16 protein-coding genes are annotated in these 18,115 nt (G+C 74.1%); 13 read left to right on the top strand and 3 right to left on the bottom strand.

Features of this window, described 5'->3' with window-relative positions; all coding sequences use genetic code 11:
- Nucleotides 1-5: 5 nt before the first annotated feature.
- Together ACFV4G_RS05245 and ACFV4G_RS05240 are read left to right on the top strand one after the other, a co-directional pair.
- Entirely contained in the window at nt 6-221 is a 216-nt protein-coding gene (locus ACFV4G_RS05245) for a hypothetical protein (RefSeq protein WP_380436641.1), read from the top strand.
- A 98-nt stretch (nt 222-319) separates the two neighbouring features.
- Nucleotides 320-946, top strand: coding sequence for an HAD family hydrolase (locus ACFV4G_RS05240; protein WP_380436639.1), 627 nt, complete (start codon nt 320-322; stop codon nt 944-946).
- A gap of 39 nt (nt 947-985) precedes the next feature.
- On the opposite strand, the gene cyaB is transcribed toward ACFV4G_RS05240, so the two are convergent.
- Together cyaB and ACFV4G_RS05230 are read right to left on the bottom strand one after the other, a co-directional pair.
- A complete protein-coding gene (gene cyaB, locus ACFV4G_RS05235; RefSeq protein WP_380436637.1) occupies nt 986-1,552 on the bottom strand; it encodes a class IV adenylate cyclase in 567 nt (188 codons plus the stop codon).
- A 13-nt stretch (nt 1,553-1,565) separates the two neighbouring features.
- Entirely contained in the window at nt 1,566-2,417 is an 852-nt protein-coding gene (locus tag ACFV4G_RS05230) for a helix-turn-helix domain-containing protein (protein ID WP_380436635.1), read from the bottom strand.
- A 225-nt stretch (nt 2,418-2,642) separates the two neighbouring features.
- Here ACFV4G_RS05230 and ACFV4G_RS05225 point away from each other — a divergent pair, with 225 nt between their 5' ends.
- From ACFV4G_RS05225 to ACFV4G_RS05215, 3 genes are all read left to right on the top strand, one after another.
- The gene (locus ACFV4G_RS05225) at nt 2,643-2,867 is read left to right on the top strand and encodes a hypothetical protein (RefSeq protein ID WP_380436633.1); all 225 of its coding nucleotides are present in this window, start codon (nt 2,643-2,645) and stop codon (nt 2,865-2,867) included.
- A gap of 106 nt (nt 2,868-2,973) precedes the next feature.
- A complete protein-coding gene (locus tag ACFV4G_RS05220) occupies nt 2,974-3,117 on the top strand; it encodes a hypothetical protein (RefSeq protein WP_380436631.1) in 144 nt (47 codons plus the stop codon).
- A complete protein-coding gene (locus tag ACFV4G_RS05215; RefSeq protein WP_380436630.1) occupies nt 3,114-4,292 on the top strand; it encodes a methyltransferase domain-containing protein in 1,179 nt (392 codons plus the stop codon). The genes ACFV4G_RS05220 and ACFV4G_RS05215 overlap by 4 nt, the downstream gene beginning before the upstream one ends.
- A gap of 13 nt (nt 4,293-4,305) precedes the next feature.
- Here the strand turns inward: ACFV4G_RS05215 and ACFV4G_RS05210 are convergent, their stop codons facing one another.
- On the bottom strand, nt 4,306-6,078 hold the full coding sequence (locus tag ACFV4G_RS05210; protein ID WP_380436627.1) for a hypothetical protein: 1,773 nt from the start codon (nt 6,076-6,078) through the stop codon (nt 4,306-4,308).
- Between the two features lie 208 nt (nt 6,079-6,286).
- On the opposite strand from ACFV4G_RS05210, the gene ACFV4G_RS05205 reads away from it, so the two are divergent.
- The 8 genes from ACFV4G_RS05205 (at nt 6,287) to ACFV4G_RS05170 (ending at nt 18,036) form a co-directional block, all read left to right on the top strand.
- A complete protein-coding gene (locus ACFV4G_RS05205) occupies nt 6,287-11,098 on the top strand; it encodes a hypothetical protein (protein ID WP_380436625.1) in 4,812 nt (1,603 codons plus the stop codon).
- A 58-nt stretch (nt 11,099-11,156) separates the two neighbouring features.
- Nucleotides 11,157-11,582 carry a hypothetical protein gene (locus tag ACFV4G_RS05200; RefSeq protein ID WP_380436623.1) on the top strand — a complete coding sequence of 142 codons (426 nt, stop codon included), beginning with the start codon at nt 11,157-11,159 and terminating at the stop codon, nt 11,580-11,582.
- Entirely contained in the window at nt 11,579-12,430 is an 852-nt protein-coding gene (locus ACFV4G_RS05195; protein ID WP_380436621.1) for a nucleotide exchange factor GrpE, read from the top strand. Before ACFV4G_RS05200 ends, ACFV4G_RS05195 begins: the two co-directional genes overlap by 4 nt.
- Nucleotides 12,431-12,441: 11 nt before the next feature.
- Nucleotides 12,442-15,000, top strand: coding sequence for an Hsp70 family protein (locus tag ACFV4G_RS05190; RefSeq protein ID WP_380436618.1), 2,559 nt, complete (start codon nt 12,442-12,444; stop codon nt 14,998-15,000).
- Nucleotides 14,997-15,281, top strand: a complete 285-nt coding sequence (locus tag ACFV4G_RS05185; protein ID WP_380436616.1) for a hypothetical protein — start codon at nt 14,997-14,999, stop codon at nt 15,279-15,281. The genes ACFV4G_RS05190 and ACFV4G_RS05185 overlap by 4 nt, the downstream gene beginning before the upstream one ends.
- Nucleotides 15,282-15,290: 9 nt before the next feature.
- Entirely contained in the window at nt 15,291-15,920 is a 630-nt protein-coding gene (locus ACFV4G_RS05180) for a 2'-5' RNA ligase family protein (protein WP_380436614.1), read from the top strand.
- 96 nt (nt 15,921-16,016) lie between these two features.
- Nucleotides 16,017-16,256, top strand: a complete 240-nt coding sequence (locus ACFV4G_RS05175; protein ID WP_380436612.1) for a chaplin — start codon at nt 16,017-16,019, stop codon at nt 16,254-16,256.
- Between the two features lie 148 nt (nt 16,257-16,404).
- Nucleotides 16,405-18,036 (top strand): AMP-binding protein, encoded by a 1,632-nt coding sequence (locus ACFV4G_RS05170; protein ID WP_380436610.1) that lies wholly within the window; start codon nt 16,405-16,407, stop codon nt 18,034-18,036.
- The last annotated feature ends 79 nt before the right edge of the window (nt 18,037-18,115 follow it).

The following is an 18,115-nucleotide window of genomic DNA, read 5'->3' as shown; positions in this document are numbered from 1 at the left end:
TGCGCGTGAGCCGGTGCTCCGACTCTTTCACGCCCGACGCGGACTGGGCCGACGTGGACCTGATCGGCACGTCGGACGACTGGGGTGCGAGCAAGCCCGACCTCCAATTCTTCGAGCGGGTCGCGGAGGCGGCCCCGGCCGCTGAGACGGCGACGTTCCGCATCGACTCGCTCGCGGAGCTGCCCGAGCTGATCGCCACGTTCAACGCTGCAGGGAGCTGAGAGTCGCCGGCCAGAAAGTAGCGGCGTGACGATCAGGTCCGTCGGACATACGGCCATCGCCCGAGAGAACGATCAGCGCACTCCCGTAGCCTCGGTCCATGCGCGCTGTGGTGTTCGACATCGGAGAGACCCTGACCAGCGACACCCGCTACTGGGGTGACTGGGCCCGGTGGCTCGGTGTGCCCGCGCATACCATGTCGGCGCTGGTCGGCGCAGTGCTGGCCGAGGGCCGGGACAACGCGGACGCGATCCGCATCGCCCGCACCGGCGTGGATGTGGCAGCCGAGTGGCGGGCCCGACAGGCGGCGGGCAAGGGCGACTACCTCGACGAGACGGATCTGTACCCGGACGTCCGCCCAGCGCTGATGCGGCTCCGAGAAGACGGGCTGTGGGTGGGGATCGCAGGAAACCAGAACGCTGCGGTGGGCGACTTGCTGCGAGGGCTGGACCTACCGGCCGACGCCATTGCCACATCCGGCGAGTGGCAAGTCTCCAAGCCGGCGCCCGACTTCTTCAAGCGGCTGATCCATTGGGCGCCGGGCGAGCCTCACGAGATCGTGTATGTCGGCGACCACCCCGCTAACGACATCACCCCGGCGCGTGCTGCCGGGCTGCGGACCGCCCACATCCGTCGCGGACCGGTCGGGCTGACGACTTCAGCGCCCGATGCTGACTGGACAGTGAACTCGCTGACGGAGCTGGCCGGATTGCTGGTCGGCCGGTAGCAGGATTTCCCCGGCGGACCTTTCTACCTGTTGGCGCAGTCAGAGCGGCCGGACGGCCGCCACGGCGTCGGTGTACAGCTCGGTCGTCAGGTCGTCCTCACCGATCCCGAGGTCTGCCAGCGCGGCGCGGACGACGGCGAGCGCCGGCCCGAGGTCGCTCTCCGTGGCTGCTGCCGTCTCGACCTCGATGAACGTGGCGTCGAGTTCGGGCACCCGGACGAGCGTGGCGAGCAGCCGTCGGCCATCGCGCTCGAAGTCGTAGTTCCTGCACCGCTTCTCGAATGCGATCCGGGGGACGAATCCGAGGCCCCGGACGATCTCGTGCGCTGCGTCGGCATCCTCGACACGAGTCTCGGCCTCGGGCTTCGATCCGGAGGCCTCGTCAACGCGGGCGCCCTTGTACGTGAGGACGGTGCGGGTGTCGTTCGGGCCGTGGACGGTCCGGATCCGGAGTTCGCGGTCGCCGCCCATGAGGCTGCCGTCCGGTGCATCGTAGTACGTGTCACGGTAGACCTCGGCGCGACCACCGCCGTGCTGGTCCTCCAACTGCCTGAGCACGCCCTCTGGGTCACGTACGACAGCTTTGAGTTCCGCTTCGATCGCCATCCTGTTCCCTCCGTCAGATCACGCGCTCTGCGCTGTCCACCATCACATCGAATTGCCGACGCCAGCCCCGGTAGAGGGGCCCGCTGGGGGTGGGAAGCACCTTATACGTCGCGGACTCATGCCCTTCCCAATCAGTGTCGAAAGCCCCGACGTAGAGGGTGCGATCCAGTCTGATGATCCGCCAGACCGGGACAGTGCTGTACCGGTAGACCTCGACATGCCCGACCTCGGCGAGCTCTCGAAGGCGCGCCTCGGCGAGGAGGATTCCGCTCGCAAGCGACTCGGGGGATTCGTTGATCTCGGCCGCTCGGCGTTCGGCTGCCTCCGAATCCGGGGAGAGGAGGAGGACGCGAAGTCTCGGCGTCGGATCGTTGTCGCGGTCGAAGTGTTGCCGGAGCAGTGAGTCGCGAAGAGCAAGCAGTCCGAGTCCACGCACTGCCAGTACATCAAGCTCGGCCGCAGACCTCGCCGCTCGCTGGATTTCGTCGGTGGCCGAAACCTGGTCGCTGTAGACACGGACGATCTCGGGGAACGCCGCGAGGTCGAAAGCGCTTCCGGCCGTGCGCTGGCCGTCGGAGCGCGGTGCGAGGCCGAGCAGGCGCCTGGCGCTGTCCGGCATGTTCAGCCCGTCGGCGATGCGCTCGAAGACGTCCAGCTTGGTGACCTGACGGTGTCTGTTGATGATCTCATTGACACGGGACTGGGTCATGCCGACCTGGACGGCGAGCCGCGCCTGGCTGGACCCGCTGTGGTGCTGCACATATCGGAAGAGCGCCGCGACGTCGCGGCGACGGAGTGCGTCGCGCACCTCCTCGTTCTGCCATGCGAGGTCCGCCAGCCTGATCGGTTCCATCGCGGTTCCCATGGTCCAAACCTCCGGCGCCAACTCTCCATCTCACAGTGAGATTACCGGCTGGATATCGAGATTGACGATTCATCAGTCGATGCTGGGATATGTGGCCACACTCCTTCGCGCCAGGTCCCAGCGCGCTCACTGGGGATGCCCGGGCGGTGTCCGGGACAAAGCCCTGACCTGTCTCTGTCGCGCTTCCGGCTCCTCGTGTGGTCGGCATCGGTCAGGAGGCGCCTGATGTTCCCCGAGCCGATCCCCAGCGTCCAGGGTGCGTGGTACGTGGATCGAACGAGTCCGTTATGGCGGGCGGCGGTCGCGGAGATCGTCGAGATGTTCGAGCGGCGCGGCACGAAACCTGCAGAGGATGAGCTGATCCAGCAGGACGACTGCCCCGGCCGACGGTCGGCCGTCCTCCCGGCGCACACCGTTTGCACTCGCACTCCGGCGGTCGAGAGCGAGTGATCCCCTGAACTCCCGCGCCGGGCCTGGGAAGGGGCCCGGCGCGGGCGGTGAACACCCGCACAGGCATCGGCCTGGGCGGGGCCAACCAGCAAACGGAGGTACTGAGATGGGCAAGCACGGCGGTGGCTCGGGCGACGGCAAGGGCGGCGGGCAGCAGGACGACAGCAATAAGGGCAGCGGGCACGGAGGCGGCGGTTCCGACGAGGGCGGCAACACCTCGGACGGCCAGAACCCGGCGAGCGGCAAGTGACCCGCGAGACGCCCCAGGAGGCGGGCCCCCAGGGGCTCGCCTCCGCGCTCGTGTCGGGCGGTGCGCTGACCTCGGACTGGCTGCCCTCCTTCACGGCCGTCCGCCGTGAGCTCTTCGTGCCGGACCGCATCTGGCCGGGCATTGCCGACGGCACCAGGCAGAACCCTGTCGTGTACCGCTCCCACGATCCCGGGGCGTGGCGGAGGGCGGTCTACTCGGACATCCCGCTGACCACCCAATGGGACGACGGCGAGCACGACGGGGACGGGCTTGGCACGACCCCGAGTTCGTCCAACTCCATGCCGACCATGGTGGTTTCCATGCTTCGGGACCTGGACGTTCGTCCAGGCAACAGGGTGCTGGAGATCGGGACGGGTACGGGCTGGAACGCCGGGCTTCTCGCGCACCGGCTCGGCGACCTGAACGTGGTAACGGTGGAGTACGACCCGGACGTTGCGCGCAGTGCCCGAGAGAATCTGGACAGGGCCGGGCTCGCACCAACCCTGGTCGAGGGTGATGGTCGCGCCGGGTGGGCGGAGGGCGCCCCCTACGACCGGATCATCGCCACCTGTTCCCTGCTGGAGATCCCCCCGGCGTGGCTGGAGCAAGCAGCCCAGGGCGCGGTGATCGTCGCCCCGTTCGGCACCGAGTACGGCGGCGAGCAGATCGTCCGCCTGGTCGTGAACGACGACGGGACCCGGGCTCTCGGCAACTTCACCGGTGGGTCCGCGTTCATGCGGCTCCGCCAACAGCGAACGGAGCGGCCGCCGTTCGACGAGTACCTGTATGGGGTTCCGTGGCCGGCGGATGGCGTGAAGAGCATGACCACCCTCTCCCCGCAGGACACGGGCGAGTGGTTCCGGCAGTTCGTCATCGGGCTCGGCGTGCCCAGGGCGTTCTGGCGGGCGGAGCGCTACGACGACGGCGCGTACACGCTGTGGCTTTACAGCAGCGACAAACTGTCCTGGGCGTCGGCCGACTACGAGCGGGACCGCACGGAGTACGAGGTGTACCAGTCCGGTCCCCGGAACCTCTGGGACGAGGTGGAGGCCGCCTATCGCTGGTGGGACTCCCAAGGCCGCCCCGGGCACGAGCGGTTCGGGCTGACGGTCACCCCGGAGACTCAGACGGCCTGGCTCGACTCCCCGGACAACTTCGTTCCGCAGCGGAGCTGACGGCCCGGGGGCGTCACTGGGGCGGCAGCGCCACCGCCTGCCAGCGGTAGGCCGTGTCCTCCTGCCAGCACTGCAGCTCGCCCTCGACCACGGCCGCCAGGCACAGCCGCCAGTCGTCCCCGACGGCCAGCGCGACGCGGGTCGCCGGGCGCAGGGTGGGGCGCCACCAGCGCGGGTGGCGGGCCGGGGTGGCCGTGCGCAGGCGGACGCCGCCCTCGCCGGCCAGGGCGAGCGTCGGCCCGCCGCGGTGGCCGGCCAGGGCGAGGGCGTGGGCGGGCTCGCCGTCGCCGACCTCGGGGGCGTGGCCGGCGGCGCCGAGGGTGTGCAGCTGGACGGAGCCGTCGGCGCGCAGCGTGGCGGCCTGCGGTCCCGCCGACGTGCGGGCGAGGGCGGCGGCGCGGAGTGGTCCGGACGGGCCGAGCGGCGTGGGGGCGGTGCCGGTGCCGGTGCGCCACCACAGGGCGCGGTCCCGGTGCTCGACGAGGACGAGCCACGCGCCGGGCCGCTCCTCGACGGCGGCGAGGACCCGGTCGGCGGGGCAGTCGGGCAGTTCGCGGCCGGTGAGGGTGCGCCCGGGGGCCCAGCGGAAGGACTGCAGCGCGCCGCCGGCGGCCGTCCAGACGGTCAGTTCGCCGGTGGCGTCGACGCCGCCCGCGAGGCCGGTGACGCCGCGCGCGGCCTCCCACCACCCCGTCGTGGTGCCGACCCACAGGGTGCCGGTGCCGTCCTCGGCGCACAGGACGAGTTCACTGCGGAGCCCGGCCCGTCCGCACACCAACTCCCGTACGGCTTCCGGCCCCTGCCCGGGCGGAAGTCCTTGTGCGCCCGCCAGCAGGACGCCTCCGTCCGCCCGCGCGGCGGCGACCAGCGGGGTGCCGCCCGAACCCGGCAGCACGGCCAGGCCGGTCGTGCGGGGCCGCGGCCGGTGCGCGCGCAGCAGTTCGCGTCCGCGGGCGGCCCAGGGGCCGAGCGGGGCGGGGCGCCGGTCGGGGTCGCGGGCGAGCGGTTCGCAGGCCCAGTCGGCGAGTTCCTCGCCGTAGCCGGCGGCGAGGAGTTCGGCGCGGGCCTGTTCGACGGCCAGCCGGTGGTCGAGGCGGCCGTGGTCGGGCAGCAGGAGGGCGCGGGCCAGGGTGCCGACGGCGAACAGGTCCTTGGCGGTGGTCGGGAACCCGCCGACCTGCTCGGCCTCGGGCGGCACGTGCCCCGGGGTGAACACGGCGACGGTGAGGGTGTGGTCGAGCGGGGCGAGGAAGGTGAGGTCGATGAGCTTGACCTGGCCGGCCGCGTCGACGAGGACGTTGGCGGGGGAGATGTCGCGGTGCACCCAGCGCTTGCGGTGCAACTCGTCGACGATGCGGCACAGCCGCGCGAGCACCTCGGCCGCCGCCGAGGGCCCGGCGCGGTTCGCACCGGCCCAGGTGTGCAGCGGGACGCCGTCGACCCAGGGGGAGATCTGGTAGGCGAGCAGCCCGCTGGTGGGCGCGGAGCCGGGCCGGTGCGGGGAGGGGCCGAGGAGGAAGCTCGGCACGACGAGGTCGGTGATGCCGAGGCGGTGGGCGTTGTGCGAGACGTCGTCCCAGCGGCCGAGCCAGCGGCGGACCTCGGACGGGTCCCGTTCGAGCATGATCTTGGCGGCGACGAGCTCCTTGCGCCCGTTGTGGCCGGTACGAACGGCCCGCCACACCTCGGCCTCCCCGCCCCGGTGGTGGAATTCGAGGAGCTCGTACTGCTCGGGGTCGAACTCCGGTCCGAACCGGAGCCCGGGCACCCAACGCGACTCGGACACGCCACCCCCGTTTGCTGCCTGACGCCGGGCCACCGACGGCGGCCCGGCTGTTCGCGGTGCCCAGGATAGTGCTCGTTCCTGTTCGGCGGCCCCGCCGAGGGCCTATCCTGATGCTCGCCGAGCAACATCATGAAATAGCGTCAACTCATGATCGAACATGCCTATTTGATCATGATGGGGGCGGTCGGGGAGCACAGGGGGACGGTGCATGGCGCAGCTCGCGGTGGTGCTGATCGTGGTGGCACTGGCCGCTGTGGCGGGCGTCCTGGTGGTCCGCCGGCGGCGGGCGCTCGACCCGCAGGCAGTGGCGAAAGCCCTGGCCGGGGCGGCCGAGCGGCTCGCGGCCGGCAAGGCGCAGCAGGCCAGGCGGCGTTACGCGAAGCTGGCCGGCCGGCTCGCCGGGGCGCCCGGGGCGCTCTCGGAGCAGCGCGGCCTCGCCCTGCTCGGCCAGGCCGAGGCCACGGTCGCCATCGGTGACCCGCAGGCCGCCCTGGCCCTGCACCACGAGGCGTTCCCGCTGCTCGCCGACCCGGCCCGGCAATTGCCCCGGTGGAGCCTGCAACGCCTCGCCGAGGAGCGGATGTCGGCGCCGGCCGGCTCCCTCGCGCCGGTGCTCGCCTTCCTGCGGGCGACGGCCGGCGGCGCCGAGCCGGGCGCCGAGGCCCAGGCGGCGGCCCGGGCCCTGGACTGGCTCCAGCGGCTGTGCCACGACGGCCCGCCCGAGCAGCGCGACGGCGCCACCGCGGAGGTCCTCGCCGCCCTGCCGGGCCGGGACTGGCCAGTGCTGGCCCGGGCGGCCGTCCTGCGCGGCACCGAGCGCGCCGAGGAGGCCGAGGCCCTGCTCGCGTCGGCCGCGCCCGGTGGTGGCGGTGAACTGTGGTTCCGCTGGGGCGCGCAGCTCTTCGCCCTGCACCGGGACGCCCCCGCCGTCGCCGCCTTCGACGAGGCGCTGCGGCGCGCGCCGGGCGAGGCCTACCGGTGGTCCCGCGGACCCGCCCTGCGCGCCGAGAGCCTGCTGTTCCGCGGCCTGGCCCGGCAGCGGCTCGGTGAGACCGAGGCCGCCTGGGGCGACTTCCAGGCCGCCGCCGGCGAGGCCTCCTGGGACCCCCGCCCCCGCTACGCGCTCGGCCGCCTCGCGCTGCTGCTCGGCGCCGACGACCAGGCCGAGGAGCAGTTCACTGCCGCGCTCGCCGCCCAACCCGCCTTCACCCCGGCCAGGTTCGGCCTGGCCCTGGTCCACGAGCGGGCCGACCGCGCCGCGGAGGCCGCCGCCGACTACCGCGCCGGTCTTGAGCTGGACTCCGGCTGGCGCCCGGCCCGCGTCCGGCTCGGCGCCGCCCTGCTCGCCGCCGGACGGACCGCCGAGGCCGAGCCGCTGCTGCGTGCCGAGGCGGGCGACGACTCCCGGTGGGGGCGGATCGCCGCGTTCCACCACGGCCTCGCCGGCGTCCGCTCCGGCGACCTGACGAGCGCGCTGACCGCCTTCGAGCGGCTGCGCGACGACGACCTGCGCACGTGGCTGGCCGTCGTCCGCGACCGGCTGGCCCGGCGGAGCCTGGCCACCGACCCCACCGCGGCGCGCGAGCTGTGGCAGCGGGCCGCCGACGACGACCCGCACGCGCCCGGCTACCGGCCCGCCCTGCGCGAGGCCGCGCTGCGCGAGGCGGCCCACCTGCTCGTCACGGGCCGCGACCACCCCGAGGCGCGGACGCGCGCGGCCGAGGCGCTCGCCCTCGCGGACGGCCTCCCGGGCGCGGTCGGTGCCCGGCAGGGGCGGCTGCGGGCCGCGCTCGCCCTGGCCGGGGGCACGACGGAGACCCTGCCCGGCCTGATCGACGCCCACGCGGGCCCGCGCGACCGCTACCACCTGGCCGCCGCGGCGCTCCTGGCCGGCCGCCCGGTGCAGACGGTCGCCCTGCTCGCACCGCTGGACGCCGACCCGGCGGGCGACCCGGCCGTCGCCCGCCTGCGCGCGGCCCTCGCGGAGCGCGCCGGGAACTGGGCGACGGCGCTGGAGTGGCACCGGCACTTCCTGTCGGCGCCTGCGCCGCGCGTCGTTGTGCCCGCTGCCGGTTCGGGTGCGGTCCCGCCGCCGCGTGCTGCTTCGGCCGCTGCCGGTTCGGGTGCGGTCCCGCCGCCGCGGGCGGTTCCGGGGGCGGCCGCGCCCGGTGCCGTTCCTGCGGTGCCGTCCGTCGGGTGCGCGATCTGTGGGCGCCGGGCGTCCGGTGTGTGCGGCGGCTGCGGGCGCGAGACGTGCGACGCGCACTTCGACCGCGCGGGCGAGGCGGGCGAGGCGCGCGGTACGGCGGGCGTGCCGCGCTGCGTCGGGTGCACCGGTGCGGCGGCGGACGGCGCCACGGCGGCTGTGCGCCCGGGCGCCGCTCCGGGCGTGGTCCCGGCCGTGCACGCCACGGGCCCGGTGGTCGGTGGGCCGGTGAACCCGTACGTCACGGGACCCGTTGGGGCCGACGGCCCGACGCAGGGTGCTGCGCCGAACCCGTACGCCACGGGCCCGGTGGCCGGCGGGCCGGTGAATCCGTACGTCACGGGACCCGTTGGGGCCGACAGCCCGACGCAGGGTGCCGCGCCGAACCCGTACGCCACGGGCCCGGTGGCCGGCGGGCCGGTGAACCCGTACGTCACCGGACCGGTCGGGGCCGACGGCCCGACGCAGGGTGCTGCGCCGAACCCGTACGCCACCGGCCCGGTGGCGGGCGGTCCGGCCGCCCCTGCGCCTGCCCCCGCGTCCGAACCGGTCCCCGCCCCGCCCGCCGACTGCCCCGTCTGCGAGGCCCCCGCCACCGGCTCGTGCGGCGGCTGCGGCCGGGAGGCGTGCGACGCGCACCTCTACCGGCCCGCCGACGCCGCCTCCCCGCGCTGCGTCCGCTGTGCCGGCCCCGCCCTGCGGGCCGTCCTGGACTGCGCGCGCCGCGCCGGCGTGCCCGAGCAGGCCGAGCCGGTGCTCGCCGCCTGGGCCGACGCGTTCGGCGACGGCGCCCCCGCCGCGCCCGTCCGGCTCGACCTCGCCCTGCTGCGTGCCGAACTCGGGCGGCTGGACGAGGCGTTGGCCGAGCTGCCGGAGGCGGCCGCCCGGGAGCGCGCCGCCGTGCTGGTCCGCCGCGCGGCGGGCCGCCTCGACGCGGGCGAGCCCGGTGCGGCCGCCGGTGACCTCCGCGAGGTCCTGCGGCTGTCGCCGGGCCACCCGCAGGCCGCCGCCACCCTCGGCATGCTGGCCGAGCACGAGGCCCATCGGCACGCCTTGGAGGGCCGTCGCTGGGAGGCCTGGAACGCCTACCACGCGCTGCTGCTCGCCGACCCGACCGACGCCCGCCTGCTGCACGCCCTCGGCCTCGCCGGGTACCGCCTGGCGACCGCGCCCGGTCCGGAGGGCGGGACCGCCGATCCGCAGGTCTGGCGCTGGACGATCGGCTGCCTGGCCGCCGCCCTGCACCTGCCCGCCCTGTGGGCCGAGTCCGCCCGGATCACCGGCCGCCCGGCCGAACCGGCGCGCGTAGCCGCCGCGCGCGCCGCGCTCGTCGAACGGCTGCGCGTCGACCTGCGCGCGCTCGACGAGGCCGAGGGCCGCACCGGCGAGGACGCGGCGAGCTGGACGCTCCGCCTCGCCATGGAGTCGCACTGCGCCGAGGCCTTCGTCCAGGCCGATCTGACGGTCCGTCAGCCCGGACGGGCCACGGCCGGCCACCTCGCGCACGGTCCGACGCTGACCGGACTCCTCCGCTCGGCACCGGAACTCCCCTGGTGGGGCGAGCAGTTCGACCGGGCCGTACAGGGCTGGAAGCGCGGGTCCCGCCCCGAGCCGCATCCGCTCGACCAGGCGCTCGACCTGTTCGGCCCCCTCGGCCCGCAGCGCTACCTCCTGATCCAGGGCTTCCAGTCCGCCGCCGTCGAGGCGCTGGACGCCGTACCGGAGGCGCAGCGCGACGACGCCTGGCGCGGCCTGCTGGTGGCGACCCTGGTCGACGAGGCCCGCGGGCACCACCGCAACCAGAACTGGTGCGAGGCCCTCGACTGCCTCACCCGCGCCCACGCCGTCCCCGGGGCCGCACTGCCCTCCGACGCGCCCGGCATCGCCGCCGAGTCCGGTCTGCGCGCGGCCCGCGCCCTGCTCAAGAGCAGCGACGACGACCAGCAGGGCGCGGCTGAACTCCTCGAGCGCGCCCTGGCGCTGGCCCCCGACCACGCCGACGTGCGCAGCGACCTCGGCGCCACCTACGCCCAGTGGGCCCGGAAGATCAACAACGAGACCAAGGACTACCCCCGCGCCCTCACCCTGCTGCGCAAGAGCCTCACCCTCAACCCCGGCGACCAGACCGCCCGGCAGTTCCTCGCCGCCGCGCTCGGCAACCGGGCCAACCAGCTCACCCAGCCCGACGCCCCGGTCCGCCAGCTGGAAGAGGCCGTGGAGCTGTGGCGCGAGCTGATCGACCTCAACCCCGACCCGGACCACCGGCTCGGCCTCGCCTTCGCGCTGCGCCGCCTCGCGCTCACCGCGGCGCTGGCCGGCCGCAGCACGGTGGCGGTGTCCCGGATGACCGAAGCCCTGCGCGCCGACCCGGAGTTCACCGGCCGGGCCGAGACGGAGGCCCCGCGCCGGGTCGCCGTCATGCTGGCCAACCACATGCTGGACAACCTCCAGGACCGCCCCTTCGCCGAGCGCTCCGCGATGCTGCGCAAGGCGATGGAGTACGACGGCCAGGCCGCCGACGTCCGCAAGCTGGCCGTCAGTGTGTGGCGCAGCGAGGCCGTCGAGCAGTACGAGGCGAGGCGCTACCCCGGGGCCGTCCGGCTGCTGGAGGAGGCGCTGGGGCTGTCCGGCTCGGCGGAGGACACGGCGAAGCTGCACACCGAGCTCGGGATCGTCCTCAGTGCCCACGCCGTGGCCAGGGCCAACGCCCGCGCCTACCGGGAGGCCCGGCAGCTGATCAAGCAGGCCGTCGAGCACAACCCGCAGGACGCGGAGCTGCGCGCCCTCCAGCGCAAGATCAACTCGCTGTACTGACCCGGCCGTCGTCCACACCGCGGTCCCGGGCCGCGGCCGAAGGAGAGCAACCCGCGCCATGCCACTGGAAGAACCGTCGCCGTACGAGATCCTGGGCGTCCCGCCGAGCGCCAGTGCGCGCGAGATCCTCCTCGCCGTCGGCCCGGCGACGAAGTCCGGTCGCCACACCCGCCAGCAGGTCCAGGAGGCCGCCGCCCTGCTGCGCAACCCGGACAAGCGCCTGGAGCTGGACCTCCAGCAGCCCCTCCCGCCGGAGCCGGTCGACCGCGCCGCCGGGCTGCTGGCGCCGGCCCTCGCCGACCCGCTGCTCGTCGTCGAGCGGCCCCAGCCGCCGCCCGCCGCCTCCTTCCTGGCGCTCCACCGGGCCGAGCTGGCCGCCGACTTCGCCGAGCCCGCCCCGCCGGGCACCGCCCCCGAACCGCCCGTCCCCGCCCGTTTCGCCGCCGACCTGTCCGTGCTGCCGCAGATCGAGGTCCCCGAATGACCACCCACCACGCCCCGAGCCCCGAACCGTCCGCCCCGTCGCCGACGTCGGACCAGGCGCCGGACCAGGCATCGGACCAGGCACCGGCCCCGGCCGCCGTGCCCGGGCAGCTGCCGGCGCCGCTGCCGGTGCCCGAGCGCGCCCGGGCGCTCGACCTCGGGCAGAGCTTCACCCAACTGCTGTTCCGCGCCTCGATGCTGACGCGCAAGCGCGAGGAGGAGGCGCAGGCCGCCCGGGCCGCGCAGCAGGAACTGCTCGGTGCGCTCGTCGAGGTGGACGACGCGCTCGCCTCGCTCGGCCTCGACCCGGAGCTCGTCCACCTCGGGCGGGGCGCCGGGATCGAGGCGACCCGGCGGCGCCTGCTGGGGCGGCTGGCCAGGGCCGGGGTGCGGCCGATGCGGCTCGAAGGGCTGACCGCGGACCCGGTGCTGGCCGAGATCGTCGGCACCGAGCCACGGCCGGGGGTGGCGCCGGAGACGGTCGTGCAGACGGTCGTCACCGGGTTCTTCTGGGGGGACGAGGTGCTGCGCCGGGCCCAGGTCGTGGTCGCGGCGCCGGTGTCCGTGTACGTGCTCGGCGCCGGGTACGTGGAGGCGGTGCTCACCCCGGAGCCGAAGCCCGAGGAGGCCGTCGAGCCGGAGGGCGTCGTCGAGCCTGGGGGCACCGTCGAGCCCGAGGGCGTCGTCGAGCCGGAGCGCGTCGTCGAGCCCGAGGACGCCGTCGACCCCGTCGACCCCGGCCCCGGCCCCGCCGCGTCGGCGGGCCCCGGCCGCCCGAAGACGCCGCCCACCAGGCCCCGGCGGGCCCGTACGGGCTCCGGTACGCGCCGCAAGCGGAAAAAGAACTAGAGGGGGACACCATGTACCGCACACTCGGCATCGACCTGGGCACCACCAACTCGGTGGTGGCCCACCTGCGCCGGGGCGAGCCGGAGATCGTCTTCAACCGGCAGAACCAGGAGGCCACGCCCTCCGTCGTCGGCACCGGCCGCAAGGGCGAGCTGCTGGTCGGCTCCACCGCGCGCAGCCGCACCGCGATCGACGGCGCGAACGTGATCCGCTCGGTCAAGCGCTTCATGGGCCGCAAGTTCAAGGACCCGCAGGTCCAGGCGGCCCTCAAGGAGGTCGACTACAAGGTCACGGCCGGCACCGACGGCGACGTCAACGTCTGGTTCAACGGCCGTTCCTACACCCCGATCGAGATCTCCGCGATCATCCTGCACCGCCTCAAGGAGGACGCCGAGCAGCGCTTCGGCGAGCCGTTCCACCGGGCCGTCATCACCGTCCCGGCGTACTTCGGCGAGCGGCAGGTCGCGGCCACCCAGGAGGCGGGCCGGCTGGCCGGCCTGCACGTGCTGCGGATCATCAACGAGCCGACCGCCGCCGCCCTCGCCTACGGGATCACCTCGGAGGCCGGCGACGAGGGCCGCACCGTCCTGGTCTACGACCTCGGCGGCGGCACCTTCGACATCTCGATCCTGCTGCTGGTGCCAGGCTCGGTCTCGGTGCTCGGCATCGAGGGCGACAACCTGCTCGGCGGCGACGACTTCGACCGGGCGATCACCACCGCGCTGCTCGACGACATCCGCGAGGAGTACGGCTCGGACTACCAGCCCGACCTGCGCGACCGCCCGAAGATCGCCTCCACCGCCGAGACGGTCAAGATCGAGCTCTCCCACCAGGAGTCCTCCGAGGTCATCCTCCCCGGCCTCGGCGCCGGCCAGCTGGTACTGGAGACGGAGTTCGAGCGCACCCGCTTCGAGGAGCTCATCGAGGGCCACATCGAGCGCACCATCGAGCTGACCCACAAGGCCATCATGCAGGCCAACCTCACCGTCGGGGACATCGACGAGGTCGTGCTGGTCGGCGGCTCCACCGCGATCCCGCTGGTGGCGCGGCGCCTGGGCGAGGTCTTCGGGCCGCGCCGGATCCGCCGCGGCGTCAACCCGATGCAGTGCGTCGCGCTCGGCGCGGCCGTGCAGTCCGCGCTGGTCGGCGAGGTCGAGTGCCCCGAGTGCCGGGCGCCCGGCGACCTCTCCGCCTCGGCCTGCGCCAACTGCGCCACCTCGCTGCTCGGCGGCCCCCGGGTGTCCTGCCCCACCTGTCACGTCCCGGTCGACGCCGAGGCCGCCGCCTGCCCCAAGTGCAGCCAGGCGCTGGACGGTTCGGGCGCCGTGACGCCCCCGTCCCAGGCGCCCACCGTCGCCCACAGCGACAACTGCCCGCGCTGCGGCACCCCGGCCGCCCCCGGCGTCACCGCCTGCGAACTGTGCGGCGAACCGCTCAACTCGGCCGCCCCCGGGCAGACCAGGGTCGCCTCCAGCGCCGCCGAGGACGTCGGCCTGCGCTGCGCCTCCTGCGGGGTGGTCAACCGGCCCGGCAGCGAAGTCTGCACGGGCTGCGGCGAGTTGATGCAGGTCACCAACCCGTTCGACATCACCCCGAAGAACCTCGGCATCGAGCTCAACGACGGCCGGCTCGCCGTCATCATCCCCAAGAACACCAGCTACCCGACCAGTTCGCCGGTCAGCCGGGAATTCGTCGTCTCCGGCAGCGGCCGCCAGCGCCTCGAAGTCGCCGTCTACGAGGGCGAACACGAGATCGCCCAGCAGAACGAGCTGATCGGCCACCTCACCCTGCGCCTGCCCGCCGGCCTCGGCGGCCGCACCCCCGTGGCGGTCTCCTTCGGCCTCGACCGGGACCGCACCATCACCCTGTCGGTGCGCATCCAGGGCGGCGGCGAGAAGACCGTCAAGCTCGAACGGGTCACCCTCGACCCCGAGTTGAAGGTCCAGGTGGAGGAGCAGCAGCGGCAGATCGAGACCTTCACCGACCGCTGGGGCGGCGAGCTCACCGAGGCCGAACTCCGCGAGGCCCAGCGCCTCATGGACACCCTCGACGACCTCGCGGCCGGCCAGACCCGCGGCCAGTCGGTCGACGAGGCCCTGGAGCGGGCCCAGCGCCAGCTCAAGGCCCAGCGCTGGGTGCGCGGTTCGGAGGCGTACCTGAGCCTGTTCATCCACTACTGCGAGAAGCACCTCGACCCGAGCGACCTCGACCGCCTGCGCTCGGTCGCCGCCGACCTGCGGCTGCGCCGCGAGGCGGCCGACTGGGAGGGCGCGATGCGCGCCGCCCAGCGCGCCGACGAGCTGTGCGACTCGCTCGGCCACACCTTCCGCATGCTCACCATGTGCAACGTCTACGTGAGCCAGAACCTGGTCTCGCCCGGCCTCGCCCAGCAGATCATCGCCGAGCTGCGCGGCCTGGACGCGGCCGTGGAGTCCGCCAACATGGAGGCCGCCAACCGGCACAACTCCGCGCTCCTGGTGCTGTACGCCCAGGCGCAGCGGGAGCTGGGCAACGACCCGACGCCGGAGTCGCTCGGCCCGGTGCGCCCCGAGGAGGCCGGTCCCCGATGAACCCCGACGACGCCGTCCCGCCGATCGAGGTGCCCTGCCCGCAGTGCGCCGTCCCGGCGGATCCGGAGAGCCTGCGCTGCCCGTCCTGCAGGGAGGACCTGGTCGCCCTGGTCCGGCTGCGCTACGCGGGCCGGATCGACTACAACGAGGCGCTCGACGCCGTCCGCGGGGGCGACGGCCCGACGGCGCGCGTGCTCCTGCGCCGGGCCTTGCGGGCCGAGCCGGGCCTGCACCCGGCCCGGGAGCTGCTGGACGCGGTGGAGGCGCGGCTGGGTCCGTAGCCTGGCCCCATGGGCGGCAGGACGGACGACGGGGCGTCGGGCCGGGACTTCACGGGGCCCGCCGCCCTACCCGCGGTCCTGGACCTCCCGCCGACGCCGCGCACGGCCGTCGCCTGGCTGCCGCCGCCCGAGCTGTGGCCGGCCGTCCAGGCGATCCGGCTGGTGCACGACCCGCAGGTCCGGCGCTGGCCGCCGCACGTCAACGTGCTCTTCGGATTCGTCCCGGAGAGTGAATTCGCCCGCACAGTCCCTCTGCTCTCCGCCGCCGTGGCGCGCACCCCGCCGTTCCCGGTCCGCCTGAGCGGGGTGCGCAGCTTCCGGCACCGCGCGTACGCGACCGTCTGGCTCGATCCGGCCGCCGCCGGGCCCGCCCCCTGGGCCCGGCTGTACGCGGACCTCCTGGAACGCTTCCCGCGCTGCCGCGGCCGCGCCGGCGGCTTCACGCCGCACCTGTCGCTCGGCCGCACGCAGCACCCGAAGGAGCTCGCCGCCGAGTGCGCGGCCCGGCTCGGCAGCCTGTCCGCGCAGGTCGGCGCGCTGACGGTGCTGTCCCGGCGGGGCGACGGGCCGATGCTCCCGCGCGCCTCCGTGGCCCTGGGCAGCGGTGACGTAACGTGGTCGGACGACACGCCGCCGTAGCGAGCAATACCGGCATTTCGGGCACCGGATCGAGTGAGATCGGGGGCGAGTGTGATCGTCACACGGTTTTTCGCCACCCTCACAAGGAGTGACGCAATGCGTATTCGCACCACCCTCGCCGCCACCGCCCTCGCCGCGATGTGCGTCCTGGCCGGGGCCGGCACCGCCGCGGCCGGCGACGCCACCGCCAACGGTGTCGCGTTCGGCTCGCCGGGTGTGCTGTCCGGCAACCAGATCCAGATCCCGGTGAACGTCGAGGCCAACGTCTGTGGCAACTCGATCGGCGTGGTCTCGATCCTGAACCCGGCGTTCGGCAACACCTGCATCAACGCCTGACGACGGCCCTGGGCCGTCCGCCGACTCCGGCGGGCGGCCCTTCGCCGTGTCCGGGCCGGGGCCGTACCCCCGTTCGGGGGTGGCGCCGGGGGTGCGGGATCGGGACCATGGTCCCCGACCCTCGCGATCCCCAGCCAGGAGGCAGCACGTGCGGACCACGTCGACCAGTCGCAGCTACTCATCCGGCACCGCGGACGTGCCGCTGCTCGGCGACACGATCGGCGAGAACCTCGACCGCGCGGTCCGCGCCTTCCCCGGGCGCGACGCCCTGGTGGACCGCGCCACCGCCCGCCGCTGGACGTACGCCGAACTCGCCGCCGACGTCGACGCGCTGGCCCTCGGCCTGCTCGCCCTCGGCATCGCCAAGGGCGACCGGGTCGGCATCTGGGCCCCCAACTGCGCCGAGTGGACGCTCACCCAGTACGCCACCGCCAAGCTCGGCGCGATCCTGGTGACGGTCAACCCGGCCTACCGCTCGCACGAGTTGGAGTACGTGCTCAACCAGGCCGGGATCCGGCTGCTGGTGGCGGCGCCGTCCTTCAAGACCTCGGACTACGCGGCGATGATCGACGAAGTCCGGCCGCGCTGCCCGGAATTGGAGCGCGTCGTCCTGATCGGCAGTGCGGCCTGGGAGGACCTGCTGACCGTCGGCCGCCGGGCCGATCCCGAGCCCCTCGCCGTCCGCGGGGCCGAACTGGCGCCGGACGACCCGATCAACATCCAGTACACCTCCGGCACGACCGGATTCCCCAAGGGCGCGACCCTGTCGCACCACAACATCCTCAACAACGGTTACTTCGTCGGCGAGTTGCTCGACTACACCGAGCAGGACCGGATCTGCATCCCGGTGCCCTTCTACCACTGCTTCGGCATGGTCATGGGCAACCTCGCCGCCACCTCCCACGGCGCCTGCACGGTCATTCCGGCCCCCTCCTTCGAGCCCGGCGCCACCCTCGCCGCCGTCGCCGCCGAACGCTGCACCTCTCTCTACGGGGTGCCCACGATGTTCATCGCCGAGCTTGCCGACCCGGACTTCGAGCGCCACGACCTCTCCAGCCTGCGCACCGGCATCATGGCCGGCGCCCCCTGCCCGACCGAGGTCATGAAGGACGTCATCGACCGGATGGGCATGGCCGAGGTCTCCATCTGCTACGGCATGACGGAGACCTCGCCCGTCTCCACCCAGACCCGCACCGACGACTCCGTCGAGCGCCGCGTCTCCACCGTCGGCCGGGTCGGCCCGCACCTGGAGGTCAAGGTAATCGACCCCGCCACCGGCCGCACCGTCCCGCGCGGCGAACCCGGCGAGCTCTGCACGCGCGGCTACTCCGTCATGCTCGGCTACTGGGGCGAGCCCGAGCGCACCGCGGAGGCCGTCGACGCCGCGCGCTGGATGCACACCGGCGACCTCGCCGTCATGGACGAGGACGGCTACCTCGCCATCACCGGCCGCATCAAGGACATGGTCATCCGCGGCGGCGAGAACCTCTACCCGCGCGAGATCGAGGAGTTCCTCTACACCCACCCCGACATCCTCGACGTCCAGGTGATCGGCGTCCCCGACCCCAAGTACGGCGAGGAGCTGATGGCCTGGATCCGCATGCGCGAGGGCGCCGCACCCCTCACCCCCGAAGCCGTCCGCGCCTACTGCACCGGCCGGCTCGCCCACTTCAAGATCCCGCGCTACGTCCACGTCGTCGACGAGTTCCCGATGACCGTCACCGGCAAGATCCGCAAGGTCGAGATGCGCGACATGGCCATCGGCATCCTGGACCTGTAGGAACGCCGACGGGGCGCGGCGGGTTTCTGCCACCGCCGGCCGCCCGGCGCCCCCCGCCCCCCCCCCGCGCGCCCCGCCC

Origin of the sequence: Kitasatospora sp. NPDC059747, assembly GCF_042732955.1 — a bacterium.
In the GTDB taxonomy this organism is placed as follows: domain Bacteria; phylum Actinomycetota; class Actinomycetes; order Streptomycetales; family Streptomycetaceae; genus Kitasatospora.
This window is presented reverse-complemented; position numbering and strand designations above follow the sequence as displayed.